This is a genomic window from Nesterenkonia aethiopica, assembly GCF_039534665.1.
Taxonomy (GTDB): Bacteria; Actinomycetota; Actinomycetes; order Actinomycetales; family Micrococcaceae; genus Nesterenkonia; species Nesterenkonia aethiopica.
Genome location: NZ_BAAAVT010000011.1, coordinates 16,132 through 32,618 on the forward strand (window position 1 = coordinate 16,132; position 16,487 = coordinate 32,618).

14 protein-coding genes are annotated in these 16,487 nt (G+C 69.7%); 9 read left to right on the plus strand and 5 right to left on the minus strand.

The features are described 5' to 3' along the window. Window positions 1-74 precede the first annotated feature (74 nt). From ABD658_RS09515 to ABD658_RS09555, 9 genes are all read left to right on the plus strand, one after another. On the plus strand, window positions 75-1,034 hold the full coding sequence (locus ABD658_RS09515) for a sugar phosphate isomerase/epimerase family protein (RefSeq protein WP_311025732.1): 960 nt from the start codon (window positions 75-77) through the stop codon (window positions 1,032-1,034). A 101-nt stretch (window positions 1,035-1,135) separates the two neighbouring features. Further along, window positions 1,136-2,122 carry a 5-dehydro-2-deoxygluconokinase gene (gene iolC, locus ABD658_RS09520; RefSeq protein WP_311025731.1) on the plus strand — a complete coding sequence of 329 codons (987 nt, stop codon included), beginning with the start codon at window positions 1,136-1,138 and terminating at the stop codon, window positions 2,120-2,122. Then, window positions 2,119-3,180: a Cgl0159 family (beta/alpha)8-fold protein gene (locus ABD658_RS09525; protein WP_344680700.1), complete on the plus strand. Its 1,062-nt coding sequence runs from the start codon at window positions 2,119-2,121 to the stop codon at window positions 3,178-3,180. Before iolC ends, ABD658_RS09525 begins: the two co-directional genes overlap by 4 nt. Beyond that, window positions 3,177-5,165: a 3D-(3,5/4)-trihydroxycyclohexane-1,2-dione acylhydrolase (decyclizing) gene (iolD, locus tag ABD658_RS09530; RefSeq protein ID WP_344744374.1), complete on the plus strand. Its 1,989-nt coding sequence runs from the start codon at window positions 3,177-3,179 to the stop codon at window positions 5,163-5,165. Before ABD658_RS09525 ends, iolD begins: the two co-directional genes overlap by 4 nt. Further along, on the plus strand, window positions 5,165-6,742 hold the full coding sequence (locus ABD658_RS09535; protein WP_344680703.1) for a CoA-acylating methylmalonate-semialdehyde dehydrogenase: 1,578 nt from the start codon (window positions 5,165-5,167) through the stop codon (window positions 6,740-6,742). Before iolD ends, ABD658_RS09535 begins: the two co-directional genes overlap by 1 nt. A 200-nt stretch (window positions 6,743-6,942) precedes the next feature. Next, complete coding sequence (locus tag ABD658_RS09540) at window positions 6,943-8,004, plus strand: Gfo/Idh/MocA family protein (RefSeq protein ID WP_344680705.1); 1,062 nt, start codon at window positions 6,943-6,945, stop codon at window positions 8,002-8,004. A 48-nt stretch (window positions 8,005-8,052) separates the two neighbouring features. Beyond that, window positions 8,053-8,928: a sugar phosphate isomerase/epimerase family protein gene (locus ABD658_RS09545; protein WP_344680707.1), complete on the plus strand. Its 876-nt coding sequence runs from the start codon at window positions 8,053-8,055 to the stop codon at window positions 8,926-8,928. A 120-nt stretch (window positions 8,929-9,048) separates the two neighbouring features. Further along, the gene (locus ABD658_RS09550) at window positions 9,049-10,485 is read left to right on the plus strand and encodes a sugar porter family MFS transporter (protein ID WP_344680709.1); all 1,437 of its coding nucleotides are present in this window, start codon (window positions 9,049-9,051) and stop codon (window positions 10,483-10,485) included. 34 nt (window positions 10,486-10,519) lie between these two features. Next, window positions 10,520-11,722: a Gfo/Idh/MocA family protein gene (locus ABD658_RS09555; protein ID WP_344680711.1), complete on the plus strand. Its 1,203-nt coding sequence runs from the start codon at window positions 10,520-10,522 to the stop codon at window positions 11,720-11,722. Window positions 11,723-11,779: 57 nt separating this feature from the next. Here the strand turns inward: ABD658_RS09555 and ABD658_RS09560 are convergent, their stop codons facing one another. The 5 genes from ABD658_RS09560 to ABD658_RS09580 all read right to left on the minus strand — a co-directional run bounded on the left by ABD658_RS09560 (window position 11,780) and on the right by ABD658_RS09580 (window position 16,407). Beyond that, complete coding sequence (locus ABD658_RS09560; RefSeq protein WP_344680713.1) at window positions 11,780-12,106, minus strand: nuclear transport factor 2 family protein; 327 nt, start codon at window positions 12,104-12,106, stop codon at window positions 11,780-11,782. Window positions 12,107-12,187: 81 nt separating this feature from the next. Beyond that, complete coding sequence (locus ABD658_RS09565; protein ID WP_344680715.1) at window positions 12,188-13,186, minus strand: sugar phosphate isomerase/epimerase family protein; 999 nt, start codon at window positions 13,184-13,186, stop codon at window positions 12,188-12,190. Between the two features lie 130 nt (window positions 13,187-13,316). Continuing rightward, window positions 13,317-14,180, minus strand: a complete 864-nt coding sequence (locus tag ABD658_RS09570; RefSeq protein ID WP_344680855.1) for an ATP-binding cassette domain-containing protein — start codon at window positions 14,178-14,180, stop codon at window positions 13,317-13,319. A 44-nt stretch (window positions 14,181-14,224) separates the two neighbouring features. Beyond that, window positions 14,225-15,295, minus strand: coding sequence for an ABC transporter permease (locus tag ABD658_RS09575; RefSeq protein WP_344680717.1), 1,071 nt, complete (start codon window positions 15,293-15,295; stop codon window positions 14,225-14,227). Between the two features lie 20 nt (window positions 15,296-15,315). After that, window positions 15,316-16,407: a substrate-binding domain-containing protein gene (locus ABD658_RS09580; protein ID WP_344680719.1), complete on the minus strand. Its 1,092-nt coding sequence runs from the start codon at window positions 16,405-16,407 to the stop codon at window positions 15,316-15,318. Window positions 16,408-16,487 lie beyond the last annotated feature (80 nt).

A 16,487-nucleotide genomic window follows, 5' to 3' on the forward strand; every position in this document is an offset into this window, starting at 1 on the left:
CGCGACAGAGTGGTGCACACCACGTCATCACCAGCTCGTCGCCGCCACCGGCCGACGACGTCGAGGAGGCCGCAGTGACCACCACTCCCGCACGCACCCCCAGCACCGCCGAGGACGGCACCCGCTCTCCCATCCTCATCGGCACCGCCCCGGACTCGTGGGGCGTCTGGTTCCCGGACGACCCGCAGCAGACCCCCTGGGAGCGGTTCCTCGACGAGGTGGTGGAGGCGGGCTATCACTGGATCGAGCTCGGCCCCTACGGATACCTGCCCACCGACGCTTCCCGCCTGGCCGATGAGCTCTCCGCCCGGGATCTGAAGGTCTCCGCCGGAACGGTCTTCACCGCCTTCCACCGCGCCGGGGCCGACGAGCGCCAGGCCACCTGGGATCAGATCCACCGCGTCGCCGAGCTGACCTCCGCTGTGGGCGGGGAACACATCGTGGTCATTCCGGCCATGTGGCGCGACGACGTCACCGGCGAGGCGGTGGAGCCCGGAACCCTCGACGCCGACGGCTGGAGACGCCTGGCCGAGGGCCACGACGAGCTGGGCGCGGTGCTCGAAGAGAAGTACGGCCTGGCCCAGCAGTTCCACTCCCACGCGGACTCCCATGTGTGCTCCATGGACGAGATCCTCCGTTTCCTGGAGGAGACCGACCCACAGCGGGTCAGCCTGTGCCTGGACACCGGCCATGCCGAGTACGGCGGTGCCTCCTCCGCCGAGCTCATCCGGCGCCATCCGGACCGCATCGGCTACCTGCACCTGAAGCAGATCGACCCGGAGGTCATGGAGGTCGTCCGCCGCGACGACCTCACCTGGGCCGCCGCCAACAAAGCCGGTGTCATGGTCGAACCGCCCGGCGGCCTTCCGGACCTCTCCGAGGTCATCGATGAGCTCGAGCAGCTCGGCCGCTCCTTCTTCGGCATCGTCGAACAGGACATGTACCCGGTGACGTCCTTCGACGACCCCCTGCCGATCGCCGCTCGCACCCGGAAGCACCTCTGCGGCTGCGGCTCCCGCACGCGCATCCGCTGACGGGGCCGGAGCCGCAGACGAAGCCGCAGACGCAGACGCAGCGCACCGAATCTCCTCACAGCAGACCCCACATCACTCCTGGCACACCCGAAGGAGCACCCATGACCCACGAGCTCATCACGATGGGACGCATCAGCGTCGACATCTACCCTGACGACATCGGCGTCGGCCTGGCCGACGTCACCCGCTTCGGCAAGTACCTGGGCGGTTCGCCGGCGAACGTGGCCGTGGCCGCCGCCCGGCACGGACGACGCACCGCGGTGATCACCCGCACCGGGGACGACCCCTTCGGCGAGTTCCTCCACCAGGAGCTGCGGCGCTACGGCGTCGACGACCAGTGGGTCACAGCGGTGCCGGAGCTGCAGACCCCGGTCACCTTCTGCGCCATCCGGCCGCCCGAGGACTTCCCGCTCTACTTCTATGGACGCTCCCCCAGCGCCCCGGATTGGGAGATCGAGGCGAACGAGCTCGACACCGATGCCATCGCCGCGGCCCGGATCTTCTGGTCGACCGTCACCGGGCTCTCCCGCCCACGTTCCCGCCAGGCGCAGGTCACCGCCCACGAGGCCCGCCCGCAGGCCTCGCTGACGCCTGGCCAGCACACGGTCCTGGACCTCGACTACCGTCCCATGTTCTGGGACTCGGTGGAGCAGGCTCGAGAGCAGGTCGCCCGGATCCTGCCGCATGTCACCGTGGCGGTGGGCAACTCCGAGGAGTGTGCGGTGGCCGTGGGCGAGGGCACCCCGGACGACCAGGCGGACCGCCTGCTGGAGGCAGGAGTGAAGCTCGCCGTCGTCAAACGAGGCTCCGACGGCGTCATGGCCGCCACCGCCGAGGAGCGGGTGGTCTCCAAGCCGCTGCCGGTGGAGACCGTCAACGGGCTCGGCGCCGGCGACTCCTTCGGCGGCGCGCTGGTCCACGGCCTGCTCGCCGGATGGCCGCTGGAGCAGGTCCTGGACTACGCCAACGCCGCCGGCGCCCTGGTCGCCACCCGGATCGCCTGCTCCGATGCGATGCCCACCCCCGACGAGGTCACCGCGCTGCTGGCCGAACGCGGCCGCCCCGTCCCCCAGGAGGTCCGGGCATGAGCCGCACCGACCCGCCCCGCACCTCCGAGGCGCTGACCCCGGTCCACCAGCTGCGCCGCGAGATCTCCCCTCCGCAGAGCACATCGCCCGACGACGAGGATCCGCGCCGCTATGAGCCGCTCACCCGCCTCCGACTGGAGCACCCGGAGTCCGTGGCGACCGCCGCGCAGTCCCGACGACGTCACCCAGGCCCGGTGCACGGACGACAGAGCTTCATCATCGCCGCAGACCATGCCGCCCGCGGCGCCTTGGCGGTGAAGTCCGATCCGCAGGCCATGGCGGACCGGCGCCGGCTGCTCGACCGCCTCCGCATCGCCCTGGCCCACCCGAAGGTGGACGGCGTGCTGGCCTCCCCCGACGTGCTCGACGACCTGCTGCTGCTGGGCGCCCTGGACGGCAAGCTGATCTTCGGCTCCATGAACCGAGCCGGCCTGCCGGGCCTGGTCAATGAGATCGATGACCGCTTCACCGGGCACACCGCCTCAGCCCTGAGTGCCCTCGGGGCAGACGGCGGGAAGATGCTCACCCGGATCGCCTTCGACGACGCCGCCACCACCTCGGTGCTGGAGAGCACCGCCCAGGCGGTGGACCAGCTGCACGCCGACGGACTGATCGCCATGGTGGAGCCGTTCATCTCCCGCACCGAGGCCGGCCGCGTGGTCAACGACCTCTCCACCGAGGCGGTCATCCAGTCGGTGGCCATCGCCCAGGGGCTCGGTGCCAGCTCAGCGCGCACGTGGATGAAGCTGCCGGTGGTCGAGGACATGGAGCGCGTCATGGCCGCCACCACGCTGCCCACGGTCCTGCTCGGCGGAGACCCCTCCGGGCGCACCGACGAGGTCCTGGAAACCTGGCGCCGCGCCCTGGCACTGCCGGGCGTGCAGGGACTCACGGTGGGCCGGACCCTGCTCTACCCTGACGGCGGTGACGTCGCCGCCGCCGTCGACGCCGCCGCCTCGCTGCTCGACGACAGCACACCCGGCGGCTCACCCGACGCCACAGATCCTGCACCGACCGGAGGACTGGCCCCGGCCGGCGCCACGAAGGAGGACCGATGACCACCCGTGAGATGTCCGTGGCCCAGGCCACCGTGGAGTTCCTCGCCAACCAGCGCACCGTGGACGTCGTCGACGGCGTCCGGACCGAGGTCCGCACGATCCCCGGCATGCACGGGATCTTCGGTCACGGCAATGTCGCCGGCGTCGGGCAGGCGCTGAAGCAGGCGCAGACTCTGGCGCCGGGGCTGATGCCCTACCACCAGGGCCGCAACGAGCAGGCCCTGGTCCACCAGGCCGTGGGTTATGCCCGGCACACCCGCCGCCGACAGACCTACGCGGTCACCGCCTCCATCGGACCCGGCTCCACCAATATGGCCACCGGCGCCGCCCTGGCGACGACCAACCGCCTTCCGGCCCTGCTGCTGCCGTCTGACGAGTTCGCCACCCGCGCCTCGGATCCGGTGCTGCAGCAGCTGGAGCTCCCCCATGCCTATGACGTCACCTGCGCGGACCTGTTCCGCCCGATCAGCCGGTACTTCGACCGCGTGCAGCGCCCCGAGCAGCTCTTCTCCGCCCTGCTGAACGGCATGCGGGTGCTGATGGACCCGGCGGAGACCGGTGCGGTGACCATCTCGCTGCCGCAGGACGTGCAGGCCGAACGCATCCTGGTGCCCGAGGAGTTCCTGGCACCTCGCGAATGGCGGATCCGCCGTCCCGCGCCCGAGGAGGTGGACCTCGCCGCCGCAGTGGAGGCCATCCGCGGGGCCCGGCAGCCGCTGATCATCGCCGGCGGGGGTGTGCACTACGGCTTCGCCACCGACGCGCTGCGCACGCTCGCCGAATCCACGGGCATCCCGGTCTCCTACACCCAGGCCGGGGTCGGCACGCTGCAGTGGGATCATCCGCTCTGCCTGGGGGCGATCGGCTCCACCGGATCCACCGCCTCCAACACCTACGCGCGGGACGCCGACGTCATCATCGGCATCGGCACCCGCTACGAGGACTTCACCACCGCCTCCATGACGGCCTTCCAACACCCAGGCGTACGATTCGTCAACATCAACGTCGCCTCCCTGGACGCCTACAAGATGGGTGCCGGCGTGCAGATCGTCGCCGACGCCGGCACCACGCTGCCCCTTCTGCGTGAGCGCCTGGAGTCGGTGGGCCACCACACCTCCGCCGAGGTCGCTGAGCTGGTGCGCCGGGAGAAGGCCCGCTGGGACGCCACCGTCGACGAGGCCTTCACCGTGAGGAACCAGCCGCTGCCGGCGCAGACCGAGATCATCGGGGCCGTCAACGAGGCCATGGACGCGCGCGACGTCGTCATCTGCGCGGCCGGATCCCTCCCCGGAGACCTGCACAAGCTCTGGCGGGCCGAGGACCCCTACGGCTACCACGTGGAGTACGCGTTCTCCTGCATGGGCTACGAGATCGCCGGCGGCCTCGGGGTCAAGCGCGCCGCCCTGGCCGAAGCCCAGGCCCAAGGGAAGGCCCCGGAGGACGGCCGCGACGTCGTCGTCATGGTCGGTGACGGCTCCTACCTGATGATGCACACCGAGCTGGTCACCGCCGTGGCCGAACGCATCAAGCTCATCGTGGTGCTGCTGCAGAACCACGGCTACGCTTCGATCGGCTCGCTGTCCGAATCCCTGGGCTCCCAGCGCTTCGGCACGAAGTACCGCTACCTGGAGGACCAGCGACGGTTCGACGGCGCCCATGAGCTGCCCATCGACATCGCCACCAACGCTGAGTCGCTCGGCGTCGACGTCATCCGCGTGGAACCGGGCGAGGACGCGATCGACCGGCTGAACGCCGCCGTCGCCGAGGCCAAGGCCCGCCCGGAGGACTCGGGCCCGGTGCTGATCCACATCAACTCCGACCTCTACCTCGACGCCCCCGACTCCGAGTCCTGGTGGGACGTGCCGGTCACGGGCGTCTCCGAGCTGGACACCACACAGAACGCCTACCAGACCTACCGCGACCACAAGTCCCGGCAGCGGCAGCTGCTCGGCGACGGCCGCGACACCGACGAGAGGAACCACTGATGACCACCACCGAAACGACTTCCCAGACCGCTGACGGCCAGACCACTGACGGCCAGACCACTGACGGCCAGAGCGCCGGCGTCGCCGAGATCACCCACTGGATCGACGGCACCGCCGACGCCGGCCATGGCGCGCGCCGCCAGGAGGTGTTCAACCCCGCCACCGGTCAGGTGACCGGCAGCCTGCACCTGGGCGACGGCGAGGACCTGGAGAAGACCCTGCTGGCCGCGCGGCGCGCCGCCGACCTCTGGGCGGAGACCTCGCTGTCCAAGCGCATGGCCGTGCTGTTCCGATTCCGCGAGCTGGTGGCCTCCCACACCCAGGAGCTCGCCGCGCTGATCACCGCCGAGCACGGCAAGGTGCTCTCCGATGCGGCCGGGGAGGTCGCCCGCGGCCTGGAGGTCGTGGAGTTCGCCTGCGCGGCGCCGCAGACCCTGAAGGGCGACTACTCGGATCAGGTCTCCACCGGGATCGACGTCTTCTCCTTCCGGCAGCCGCTGGGTGTGGTCGCCGGGATCACCCCGTTCAACTTCCCGGTCATGGTGCCGCTGTGGATGGCTCCGGTGGCGATCGTCACCGGCAACGCGTTCGTGCTCAAGCCCTCGGAGCGGGACCCCTCGGCCTCCCTGCTGCTGGCCCAGCTGTGGAAGGAGGCCGGGCTGCCCGACGGCGTCTTCCAGGTCCTGCACGGTGACAAGGAGATCGTGGACGGCCTGCTGACCCATGAGCTGGTCGACGGCGTCTCCTTCGTGGGGTCCACTCCGATCGCGCAGTACGTCCACGAGACCGGCACCCGGCACGGCAAGCGCGTCCAGGCCCTGGGCGGGGCGAAGAACCACGCGGTGGTCCTGCCCGACGCCGACCTCGACCTCGCCGCCGACCACCTCTCGGCCGCGGCCTTCGGCTCCGCCGGCGAGCGCTGCATGGCGATCTCCGTGGCCGTGGCGGTGGGCGACGCGGCCGACGCCCTGGTGGAGAAGGTGGGCCAGCGCGCCCGGGACATCACCGTCGGTGACGGCACCGAGAGCTCCTCGGAGATGGGCCCGCTGATCACTCCGGACTCCAAGGAGCGCGTGCAGCGCCTGGTGGGCGAGGCGGAGGCCGACGGCGCCGCCGTCGTCGTGGACGGGCGTGATCTGGTGGTGGACGGCCGGGAGGAGGGCTTCTTCGTGGGCCCGACCGTCCTGGACCGGGTCCAGGAGCACATGTCCGCCTATGAGCAGGAGATCTTCGGGCCGGTGCTCGCGGTGGTCCGCGTGGACACCCTGGAGGACGCGATCCGGGTGATCAACGCCAACCCCTATGGCAACGGCACGGCGATCTTCACCGGCTCCGGCAATGCGGCCCGCACGTTCCAGCGTCAGGTCACTGTGGGCATGATCGGGGTGAACGTGCCCATCCCGGTGCCGGCGGCGCAGCACTCCTTCGGCGGGTGGAAGGACTCGCTGTTCGGGGACCACCACATCTATGGCCCCGACGGTGTGCACTTCTACACCCGCGGCAAGGTCATCACCCAGCGCTGGCCGCATCAGAACGACGAGTCGACCGCGTCGCTGAACTTCCCGTCCAACGGCTGAGACTTCTTCCCCACCCGAAGATCGTCCCTCCGTGAGAGATCGTGCCTGAATCCACAGACGATCTCTCACGGAGGGACGATCTGTGTGGCGGGGCACCGCACTGAAATCCATTTCGTCCGAATGTCTGGACAAAGTAATGTGATGCGTCCTACAGTGAGTGACATCACGGAACATCGCACGACCGAGGAGAGCTGAGACCAATGTCGACACCACAGCAGTCCGAACTCCGCGTCGCCGTCGTCGGCGCCGGGCGCATGGGCTCGGACCACGTGGACCGCCTCGCCCACCACACCCTGCGCTCCCGGGTCAGCGCCGTCGTGGACGTCGACCGCGAGCGGGCCGCCGCCGTCGCCGCGACCGCCGGGGACGCCGCCGGAGAGCCACAGGTGTTCTCCAGCGTGGACGAGCTGCTGACCGCCGAGGCGGCCGACGCCGTCGTGCTGGCCACCCCGGGGTTCCTCCACGAGGAGGCCCTCCTGAAGCTCCTCGACGCCGGGATCCCCGCGCTGTGCGAGAAGCCGTTGACCCCGGACCCCGACTCCGCCCTGCGCGTGGTGGAGGCCGAAGTCGCCGCTGGCCGCCAGCTCATCCAGGTGGGCTTCATGCGCCGCTTCGACGCCGGCTACCGCCGCCTGAAGGACGCGATCGCCTCCGGCGAGCTGGGCGAGCTGCTGATGCTCCATCACCAGCACCGCAACCCGGAGGCGCCGGCCGAGTTCACGGACGAGATGATCATCCATGACTCCGTGGTCCACGAGTTCGACGCCGTCCGGTACTTCACCGGCGAGGAGATCACCGACGTCTCCGTGCGGATCGGACGGACCACCTCCCGGACCGGCAACGTGCGGGACCCCCAGCTGGTCACTGTGCAGACCGAGTCCGGACTGCTGGCCACCGTGGAGATCTTCGTCAACGCCCAGATCGGCTACCAGGTGCACACCCAGGCCACCTTCGAGAACGGTCTGGTGAAGATCGGCGAGGGCTCCGAGGTCGAGGTCACCACCGCCGGCCGCACCGGCGTCACGGTCGACGCCGGCTTCGTCACCCGCTTCCGCGACGCCTACGACCTCGAGGTCCAGCAGTGGGTGGACGCCACCCTGCGCGGCGAGATCGCCGGGCCCAGCGCCTGGGACGGATACGCCACCGCCGCCTGCTGCGCCGCCGGCGTCGCCGCCCAGCAGAGCCGCACGGTCGAGCGTGTGGCGCTGGCGCCCAAGCCCAGCTTCTACGCCGCCGCCACAGGCTCCCCCGCCCTGGCCTGAGCCCGACCACCCGCAGACCCTGCCCCCACCTGCCCCGAGGACCCCTCCATGAAGTACGCCCTGGACCCCACGCCCTTCCACCGCACCCATTCGCTGCTGGAGTTCCCGCGGCTCGCCGCGGACCTGGGATTCGACTGGCTGCAGATGACACCGCACCCGGACTTCATCCCGTTCTTCAACCACCCCAAGGCCGACGACGACCTCGTCGCCCGCTTCCGCGCAGCCTGCGCGGATGCCGGCGTCGGCGTCGCCTCCGTGCTGCCGGTGCTGCGCTGGTCCTCCCCCGACCCGGACGCCCGTGAGGCCGCCGTCCGGTACTGGAAGCGGGTCATCCAGATCACCGTGGACCTGGGAGTGGAGCAGATCAACACGGAGTTCTCCGGCCGACCCGAGCTCGCGGAAGAGTCGGAGCGCGCCTTCTACCGCTCCGTGGAGGAGCTGCTGCCGATCATCGAAGCCGAGGGGCTCAACGTGGCCATCGACCCCCACCCTGATGACTTCGTGGAGCAGGGCCTGGCCGCCTGGCGGGTGATCCGCGGCGCCAACTCGAAGAACCTGAGCTTCGTGTACGTGGCACCCCATACCTTCCACTACGAGGATCCGATGGCCACGATCCTCGACGAGGTCGGCGACCGACTGCGAGTGGTCCACGTGGCCGACACCTACGACCACCACCGCTCCGACGGGCTGCGTTACATCACCAATCCCCCGGGCAGCGCGGCCCGCGTGCACCAGCACAACAGGATCGGCGTCGGCGACGTCGACTGGGAGCTCTTCTTCTCCGAGCTCGCCCGCAACGGCTTCGACCAGCGCGAGGAGACCGTCATGGTCACCAGCGTCTTCGGCGAGAACGAGGACGCCATGGAGGTCTCCGCCTATCAGCTGCGTCAGATGTGCGAGCGCATGGCGGCGGCTCGGGGCTGATCCCGCCCCCCTCTCCGCCACGACCGGGCCCCGCGCCCGGATTCCCCTCCCAGCGCCCGACGTCGCGTCGGGCGCCCGTGAGGCGCACCCACCACCCGGCACAGACAGGATCGCCAGATCATGGACACACACCGCACACGCCCGGCCCCTGACGGGAGCGTCGGCTCCGGGCGGAAGAAGAGCACCGTCCTCATCTACCTCTTCGGGGCCCTCGGAGGGCTCAACTGGGGCTATGACACCGGAGTCATCTCAGCGGCCCTCGTCTACCTGCGCCCCGAGTTCGAGCTCAGCAGCTGGGCCGAGGGCTGGATCGTCACCGGCCTGATCATCGGTGCCGTCTTCGGCGCTGCCGTCGGCGGACGCCTCTCGGACAAGTACGGCCGGTGGAAGATCCTCATGGCCACCGCGGTGACCTTCATCGTCGCTCCCGTCGGCATGGCGCTGGCCCCCGATCCCAACACTCTGTTCGTCTTCCGATTCATCGTCGGCCTCGGCTCCGGACTGGCCGCGGTGACGCTGCCGGTCTACCTCTCGGAGATCTCCCCGGCGCGGATCCGCGGCAAGGTCACCGCCTTCTACGCCTTGGCGATCGTCACCGGCCAGTTCATCGGCTTCATCATCGGACTGGCCTTCGCACCGATGGAGTCCTGGCGCTGGATGCTCGGGCTCTCGGTGGTCCCGTCGCTCCTGTTCGCCGTCGGGCTGGCGTTCATCTGGGAGACGCCCCGCTGGCTGGTCAAGAAGGGCCGAGAGGCCGAGGCCCTGACCATCCTGCACTATGACCGCACCCCCGAAGAGGCCGAGCGGGAGCTGCAGGAGATCCACGTCATCAATGAGGCGGAGAAGGCAGCCGGCGCCCAGAACCTCAAGGCGCTGCTGCAGCCCTGGGTGAAGCCGATCCTCTTCGTCGGCCTGGGCCTGGCGATCCTGCAGCAGATCATGGGCATCAACACGATCATCTACTACGCACCCACCACGCTGCAGAACGTCGGCTTCACCGACCAGGCGGCCATCGCCGCCAACCTGATCATCGGCGTGATGAACGTGCTCGCCATCTGGCTGGCCCTGACCTACGCGGACCGCTGGGGGCGCCGGCCGCTGCTGCTCGCAGGGGCCGCGGGCACGTGCCTGAGCCTGGCGGTGCTGGCACTGACCAACCTGCTGCTGCCCGAGCCGGAGGGCTTCGGCGTCGTCGGGATCGTCACCCTGACCTGCATGGCCGTCTACATCTTCATGTTCCAGGCCAGCTGGGGCTCCATGGTCTGGGTGATGCTCGGGGAGATCTTCCCGCTGGGCGTCCGTGCTGCGGCCATGGGCCTGGCCACCACCGCCCTGTGGTTCGCCAACGGCGTCGTCGCCCTGGGGTTCCCTCCGGTGCTGGAAGCGGTCGGCGTGGGCTGGCTGTTCGCCGGGTTCTCCGTGATCTGCTGCGCCGCCCTGGTGTTCACCTACCGGCGAGTGCCGGAGACCAAGGGAAGATCGCTGGAGGAGATCGAGTCCACCTTCCGCAACACCGCCGGCATGCCGGTGGTGCCGAACCCTAAGCGCATGCGCTGAGTGGCTGCAGGACCTCTCATGAAGGAGACCAGTGATGCGTGAGCAGAGAATCGGAGTCGCCGTCATCGGCGCCGGGATGGCAGGGGCGGCCCACGCGGCGGCCTGGCGAGCCGCCACCACGGTGCGCAGCCCTTTCCCCCGCCCGGTGAAGCTCGCGGCGATCGCCGACCTCGCCGAGCCGCTGGCCCGTGATGTCGCCGGCCGCTACGGGTATGAACGGGTGGAGACCGATTGGCGCGCACTGCTGGAGGCCGAAGACGTCGACGTCGTCTCCGTGGTGGTGGCCAACCGGCTGCACCGGGAGATCGTCGAGGCTCTGGTGGCCGCCGGCAAGCACGTGCTGTGTGAGAAGCCGCTGGCCGACACCCTCGACGACGCCCGTGCCATGGCGGAGACCGCGCGGCGAGCCGAGGACGCCGGCCAGGTGGTCCGCATCGGCTTCACCTTCCGCCGAGCCCCGGGACTTGCCGCTCTGCGTGAGCTGGTGACCTCGGGAGCATTGGGCGAGGTGGTGCATCTTCACGGCCGGTACCTGGCCGACTACGGCTGCGACCCGCAGATCCCGATGACGTGGCGCTACCGGGGCGGCCCGGGCTCTGGGGCCCTGGCCGACGTCGGCAGCCACCTGCTCTATACCGCGGAGTTCCTGGCCGGGCCGATGCGCTCCGTGGCCGGGGCGCAGTTCCGCACCGTGATCCCGGAGCGTCGGCTGCCGGTGGGGTCCACGGTGGGGCGTGGGAAGGCGGAGGTCAGCGAGGAGACAGAACCGGTGACCAATGACGACTGGGCTGGCTTCACGGCGCAGTTCGACGTCGCCGCCGGCACCTTCGAGGCCTCCCGGGTGTCCCCCGGGCACCCCAACGGTCTGCGCCTGGAGATCTCCTGCCGCGACGGAGCCGCCGTCTGGGACCAGGAGCGTCCTGCGGAGATCCAGGTCCACACCCGGGACATCGGCGGCAACCGCCAGGCCGACAACGGCTTCCGCACCGTGACCCTCGGCCCCGGACACCCCTATGTGGGTGAAGGTTTCGCGATGGCCGCCCCGGGCATCGGCTTCGGCCAGAACGACGGTTTCGTGTTCCAGGCCCGCGCGTTCCTGGAAGAGGTGGCCGGGCTGGCCGCGGAGGACTCCTGGCCGCGGAACGCCAGCTTCGAGGACGGCGTGCACAATATGGAGCTGATCGAGGCGATCGCCGCCTCGGCTGCCGCCGGCGGGTCCGAGGTCAGGGTTCCCTGACCTCCGCACCTGACGCCCCCGCCGCAAGACCCGCACACGTCGGGTCGAGCTGGTGTGTCAGTGGGCGCCGCGGATGCGCATGGACCGCAGTCGCTCGCCGTCGACGGCGAAGGTGAACTCCGAACGCCCGTTGGCGTGGTTGCTGCGCCAGTCGGCGATCACGGTGACGGCTTCGCCGTCGGCCTCCACGGATTCGATGTCCATGGTGCCGCGGGCACCGATGAACTCGACGTCGCTCCAGGCCTTGATCTCGTCCCGGCCGGTGAAGATGCGGCCGAAGTCGTCGACGAACCCCTCCTCGCCGAACGCGGCGAGGAACGCCTCCTCATCGTGGCGGTTCACGGCGGCGACGAAGCTGCCCACCGGTTCGGGGATGTCCGGCATGATGCCTCCTGCGTGGGTCGTAGGACTGGTCCTGCTCAGGACCCTACGTGCCCTGCCCGCAGGAGCGAAAGAGCCTGCGCCTCACCGCAGCCCGGCCACACGTGCCGCCTCCATAAGCACCGCCGCCGCCTCCTGCACACCCTCCACAGCACCCAATGAGGTGTCTTCGTGCTCGATGTGCACAGCCATCTCCGGGTCGACCTCGGCCAGCGCAGTGAGAAACTCGGCCCAGTACCCGGCGTCGTGCCCGCGGCCCAGCGCCACGAAGTCCCAGGCGGAGGCGGAGGGCCACTCGTTGACGAACTCCTCCGCACCGATCTGCGTGCGGGGCTCGTCCGGGCTCAGCCGGCGGAAGCTGTTGTCCAGCACTCCGCACCAGGCGGCCTCGGGATTGATCCGTACGTCCTTGACCGCCGCGTGCGCCACATGCCTGCCCAGCCGGCGCACCACATGGACGGGGTCCATCTGCTGCCAGAACAGGTGGCTGGCGTCCAGCTCCACCCCCAGTCGGCGCGCTCCGGTGCGCTCGAGCAGCTCCAGGAAGCTCGGCGGGTTGAACACCAGGTTCTGGGGGTGCAGCTCCAGGGCCACCGTGACGCCATGCTCGGCGGCGAGCGCGTCGATCTCCGTCCAGAACGGCACGGCCACCTCCCACTGGTGCTCGAGGACGTCCAGCGCACGGGAGGACCAGGCGTTGACCACCCAGGTGGGCTGGCCTGCGCCGGGCTCCGCACCGGGCAGCCCGGACATGCACACCACTCGCGTCTGCCCCAGCGCCCCGGCCACCCGGATGCTGCGCCGCAGGTCCTCGGCGTGCCGTTCACCGGTGCGCGGGTCCGGATGAAGCGGATTTCCGTTGCAGTTCAGACCCTGCAGCGACACCCCGGTGCCCTCGAAGACCCGCAGCCACTCGCGGGCGGCGGCGGGGTCGCCGTCGAGCGCCTCCACCGGGATGTGCGCGGCGGGCAGGAACCCGCCGGTGTTGAGCTCGACGGCGTCCAGTCCGGCTTCTGCGACGATCGGCAGTACGTCGGCCAGCGGACGGTCGTGCAGCGGCGCGGTGTACAGGCCCAGGTGCATCAGGTCCTCCCCAGGGGTTGCTCATGTTCTCGTCTTCGCGCGAGTTGGTCTGTAGTTGTCGGTACTCGACTCGATCGACTCGAGCATCGACAACTCCAGACCAACTCGCCGAGGGCCTCGACAGGGCGCCTCACTGGGCGGGGCGCCCGCCCAGGGTCTGCTCCAGGTCCGCCTCGACCTGCTTCAGCTCGGCGGTATGGCCGCCCAGCTGGGCCAGCTCGTGGCTGAGCTCCTGCAGCTCCGCACCCCCGGCCATCTGCGCGGTGAGGTCGTCGATGCCGATCTCATCCTTGACGTGGTATCCGATGGAACGGCCACGTTTGAGGACCATGAACCGGTCTCCCACGGGGAAGGCATGGTGCGGGTTGTGGGTGATGAACACGACCCCCAGGCCCCGGTTCTTGGCCTGCATGATGTAGCGCAGCACGACGCCGGACTGCTTGACCCCCAGCGCGGCGGTCGGCTCATCGAGGATCAGCACCTTCGCCCCGAAGTACACGGCCCGGGCGATCGCCACACATTGCCGCTCCCCGCCGGAGAGCGTGCCGATGGGCTGGTCGACATCGCGCAGGTCGATGCCCATCTCGAAGAGCTCCTCCTTGGCGATGCGCTTCATGGCCGGCACGTCGAGTCGTTTCAGCGGCCCCCAGCCCACGGTCAGCTCCGAACCGAGGAAGAAGTTCCGCCAGACCGGCATCAGCGGCACCACCGCCAGATCCTGGTACACGGTGGCGATGCCCACCTCCAGGGCGTCGCGCGGGGAGTCGAAGACGGTCTCCTCCCCGTTGATCCGCATGACGCCGTCGGTGTGCTGGTGCAGCCCGGCGATGATCTTGATCAACGTGGACTTCCCGGCGCCGTTGTCGCCCAGCACGCAGGTGACCTGCCCGGCGTGGACGTCCATGGTGACGTCCCGCAGGGCGATGATGTTGCCATAGCGCTTGCCGGCTGCCTCGAGCCGGACCAGCGGGGTCACCTCGACGCCGGCGTCCATCCCGTCCTGGGGTGCCTGCGATGTCGTCTCGCTCATGGCTCCTCCTACTTCTTCTCGACCCGACGGCGGACCATCAGGTTCACGATCGTGGCCAGCAGGAGCATCACGCCCAGGAAGAAGCGGAACCAGTCGGGGTTCCATTCGGCGTAGATGATGCCGCGGGAGGCCATGCCGAAGATCAGCGCACCCAGCGCCCCGCCGATGGCCGAGCCGTAGCCGCCGGTCAGCAGGCAGCCGCCGATGACGGCGCCGATGATGTAGAGGAACTCGTTGCCGATGCCCTCACCGGACTGGACGGTGCTGAACGCGAAGAGCTGGTGCATGCCCAGCACCCAGGCGCAGAATCCCACGCCCATGAACAGGCCGATCTTGGTGGCGGTGACCGGCACACCGACCGCGCGGGCGGCGTTCTGGTCGCCGCCGACGGCGAAGATCCAGTTGCCGATCCTGGTGCGCAGCAGGATGAAGGAGGCCACGGCCACCAGCAGGATCCAGTAGAAGATCGTGATGCGGAAGTTCACCCCGAAGATCGTCACCGAAGAGGCGAAGATCGCCTGGGCGGAGGCGAAGCCGTCCATGTTTGAGATCGGCGGGGAGGAGACCGAACCGCCGATGAGCCGGGTCAGCGCCAGGTTGAGTCCGGTGAGCATCAGGAACATGGCCAGCGTGACGATGAAGCTGGGCAGCTTGGTCTTGATGAAGATCAGACCGTTGATCGCTCCGATGGCCAGCGAGACGACCAGCGCCAGGGCCACGCCGACCCAGATGTTCGTGGCGAAGTACCAGCTGAACAGGGAGGCCATCAGCGCTGAGGAGATCACGGCCACTCCGGTGGAGAGGTCGAACTCTCCACCGATCATCAGCAGCGAGACGCCGACGACCATGATCCCGATGGTGGAGGCCCCGTAGAGCACCGTGGAGATGCCTCCGGGGGTGGTGAAGGGCGGCGCGACGACGGCGAAGAAGATGAACACCACCATGGCGCCCACCGCCGCCCCGACCTCGGGGCGCGCCATCAGGGTGCCGATCAGGCTCCGCTTGCTGACCCGCTCGTCGGCGCCGTCGTCGGGTGCCGCGGGTGCCGCCCCGGCGGGGGCGGTGGATGTCGTGGTCATGGGTCTTGTCCCTTCCGGTCTCAGCGCAGTCCGGCGCCGGCGAACTCGAGCACGGCCTCGGCGTTCTCGGCGTCGACGATGTTGGGTCCGGTCAGCACGGGCAGCCCGCCGCCCGGCTCGAAGGCGCCGTGGAAGTGCAGCCACAGCGAGTCGACCGCGAGGTAGCCCTGCAACCAGGGCTGCTGGTCGACGGCGAAGAGGATCTCCTCGTCGACGATGGCCTGAGCGATGTCGGCGTTGAGGTCGAAGGAGCCGACGCTGATCTCCGAGCCGGAGGACTGGACCTCGTCGAGGATGGTCATGGTGAACGGACCTCCGAGCCCGATGATCGCGTCGGCGTCGCCCGCGGAGTCGACCTTCGCCCGGACCGTGGAGGCCACCTGCGTCATGTCCGAGCCCTCCACATAGAGGTTCTCGGTGTCGGGCAGGACCTCCCGGATGCCGTCGCAGCGGGACTCGAGGCCGACGTGCCCCTGCTCCTGGATCACGCAGATGGGGTGCTCGATGCCCTGTTCGTCGAGGTAGTCGCCGACGGCCTCGCCGGCCACCGACTCGTTCTGCCCGAAGTGGGCGAAGGCTCCGGCGTCGAAGGCCTCTTCCTCTCCGGCGTTGAGCGAGACGACCGGGACACCGGCGTCGATGGCGCGCTGGACAGCGGGAGTCATCGCGTCCGGCTTGGCCATGGTGACCGCGATGCCGTCAGCGCCGGCGTCGATGGCGGACTGGATGAGTTCCGCCTGCTGGGCGCCTTCGCGGTGAGAGTTGTAGACCAGGTTGATGTTGTCCTTGGCGGCGGCCTCCTCGGCGCCGCTGCGCACGTAGTCCCAGAAGGTGTCGCCTTCCACCGCGTGGGTGATGAGGTAGACGGTGCGCTCCTCGGTGTCCACGCCGCCGGCGCGCTCGGCGTCGTCGCCTCCGGCGTCGGCCCGGCCCCCTTCGGAGGAGCAGGCCGAGACGAGCAGAGCGGCGATGCCCAGCACGGCGGCGAATCGGGCCGAGGCCCGACGACGGGTGCGACGAGATGTGGAGACGGCCGGGGAGGCAGGGCCGGGAGACGCGGGTTCAGCGGAGGGGGAGGGGGATTCGAGGGTGCTGCGAGTGATGCGAGGCATGATCTCTCCTTCGAGCCTGCGGCCACGGGGTCGCTGCCGCCGTGGCCGTCGTAGGCTCCATCCTGAGTGACTCGCATCAC

Excerpts from the sequence above, each read along its gene's own strand:
- iolC (WP_311025731.1), top strand. The coding sequence starts at position 1,136 with ATGACCCACGAGCTCATCACGATGGGACGCATCAGCGTCGACATCTAC.
- ABD658_RS09525 (WP_344680700.1), top strand. The coding sequence starts at position 2,119 with ATGAGCCGCACCGACCCGCCCCGCACCTCCGAGGCGCTGACCCCGGTC.
- iolD (WP_344744374.1), top strand. The coding sequence starts at position 3,177 with ATGACCACCCGTGAGATGTCCGTGGCCCAGGCCACCGTGGAGTTCCTC.
- ABD658_RS09535 (WP_344680703.1), top strand. The coding sequence starts at position 5,165 with ATGACCACCACCGAAACGACTTCCCAGACCGCTGACGGCCAGACCACT.
- ABD658_RS09540 (WP_344680705.1), top strand. The coding sequence starts at position 6,943 with ATGTCGACACCACAGCAGTCCGAACTCCGCGTCGCCGTCGTCGGCGCC.
- ABD658_RS09545 (WP_344680707.1), top strand. The coding sequence starts at position 8,053 with ATGAAGTACGCCCTGGACCCCACGCCCTTCCACCGCACCCATTCGCTG.
- ABD658_RS09550 (WP_344680709.1), top strand. The coding sequence starts at position 9,049 with ATGGACACACACCGCACACGCCCGGCCCCTGACGGGAGCGTCGGCTCC.
- ABD658_RS09555 (WP_344680711.1), top strand. The coding sequence starts at position 10,520 with ATGCGTGAGCAGAGAATCGGAGTCGCCGTCATCGGCGCCGGGATGGCA.
- ABD658_RS09560 (WP_344680713.1), bottom strand. The coding sequence starts at position 12,106 with ATGCCGGACATCCCCGAACCGGTGGGCAGCTTCGTCGCCGCCGTGAAC.
- ABD658_RS09565 (WP_344680715.1), bottom strand. The coding sequence starts at position 13,186 with ATGCACCTGGGCCTGTACACCGCGCCGCTGCACGACCGTCCGCTGGCC.
- ABD658_RS09570 (WP_344680855.1), bottom strand. The coding sequence starts at position 14,180 with ATGGACGCCGGCGTCGAGGTGACCCCGCTGGTCCGGCTCGAGGCAGCC.
- ABD658_RS09575 (WP_344680717.1), bottom strand. The coding sequence starts at position 15,295 with ATGACCACGACATCCACCGCCCCCGCCGGGGCGGCACCCGCGGCACCC.
- ABD658_RS09580 (WP_344680719.1), bottom strand. The coding sequence starts at position 16,407 with ATGCCTCGCATCACTCGCAGCACCCTCGAATCCCCCTCCCCCTCCGCT.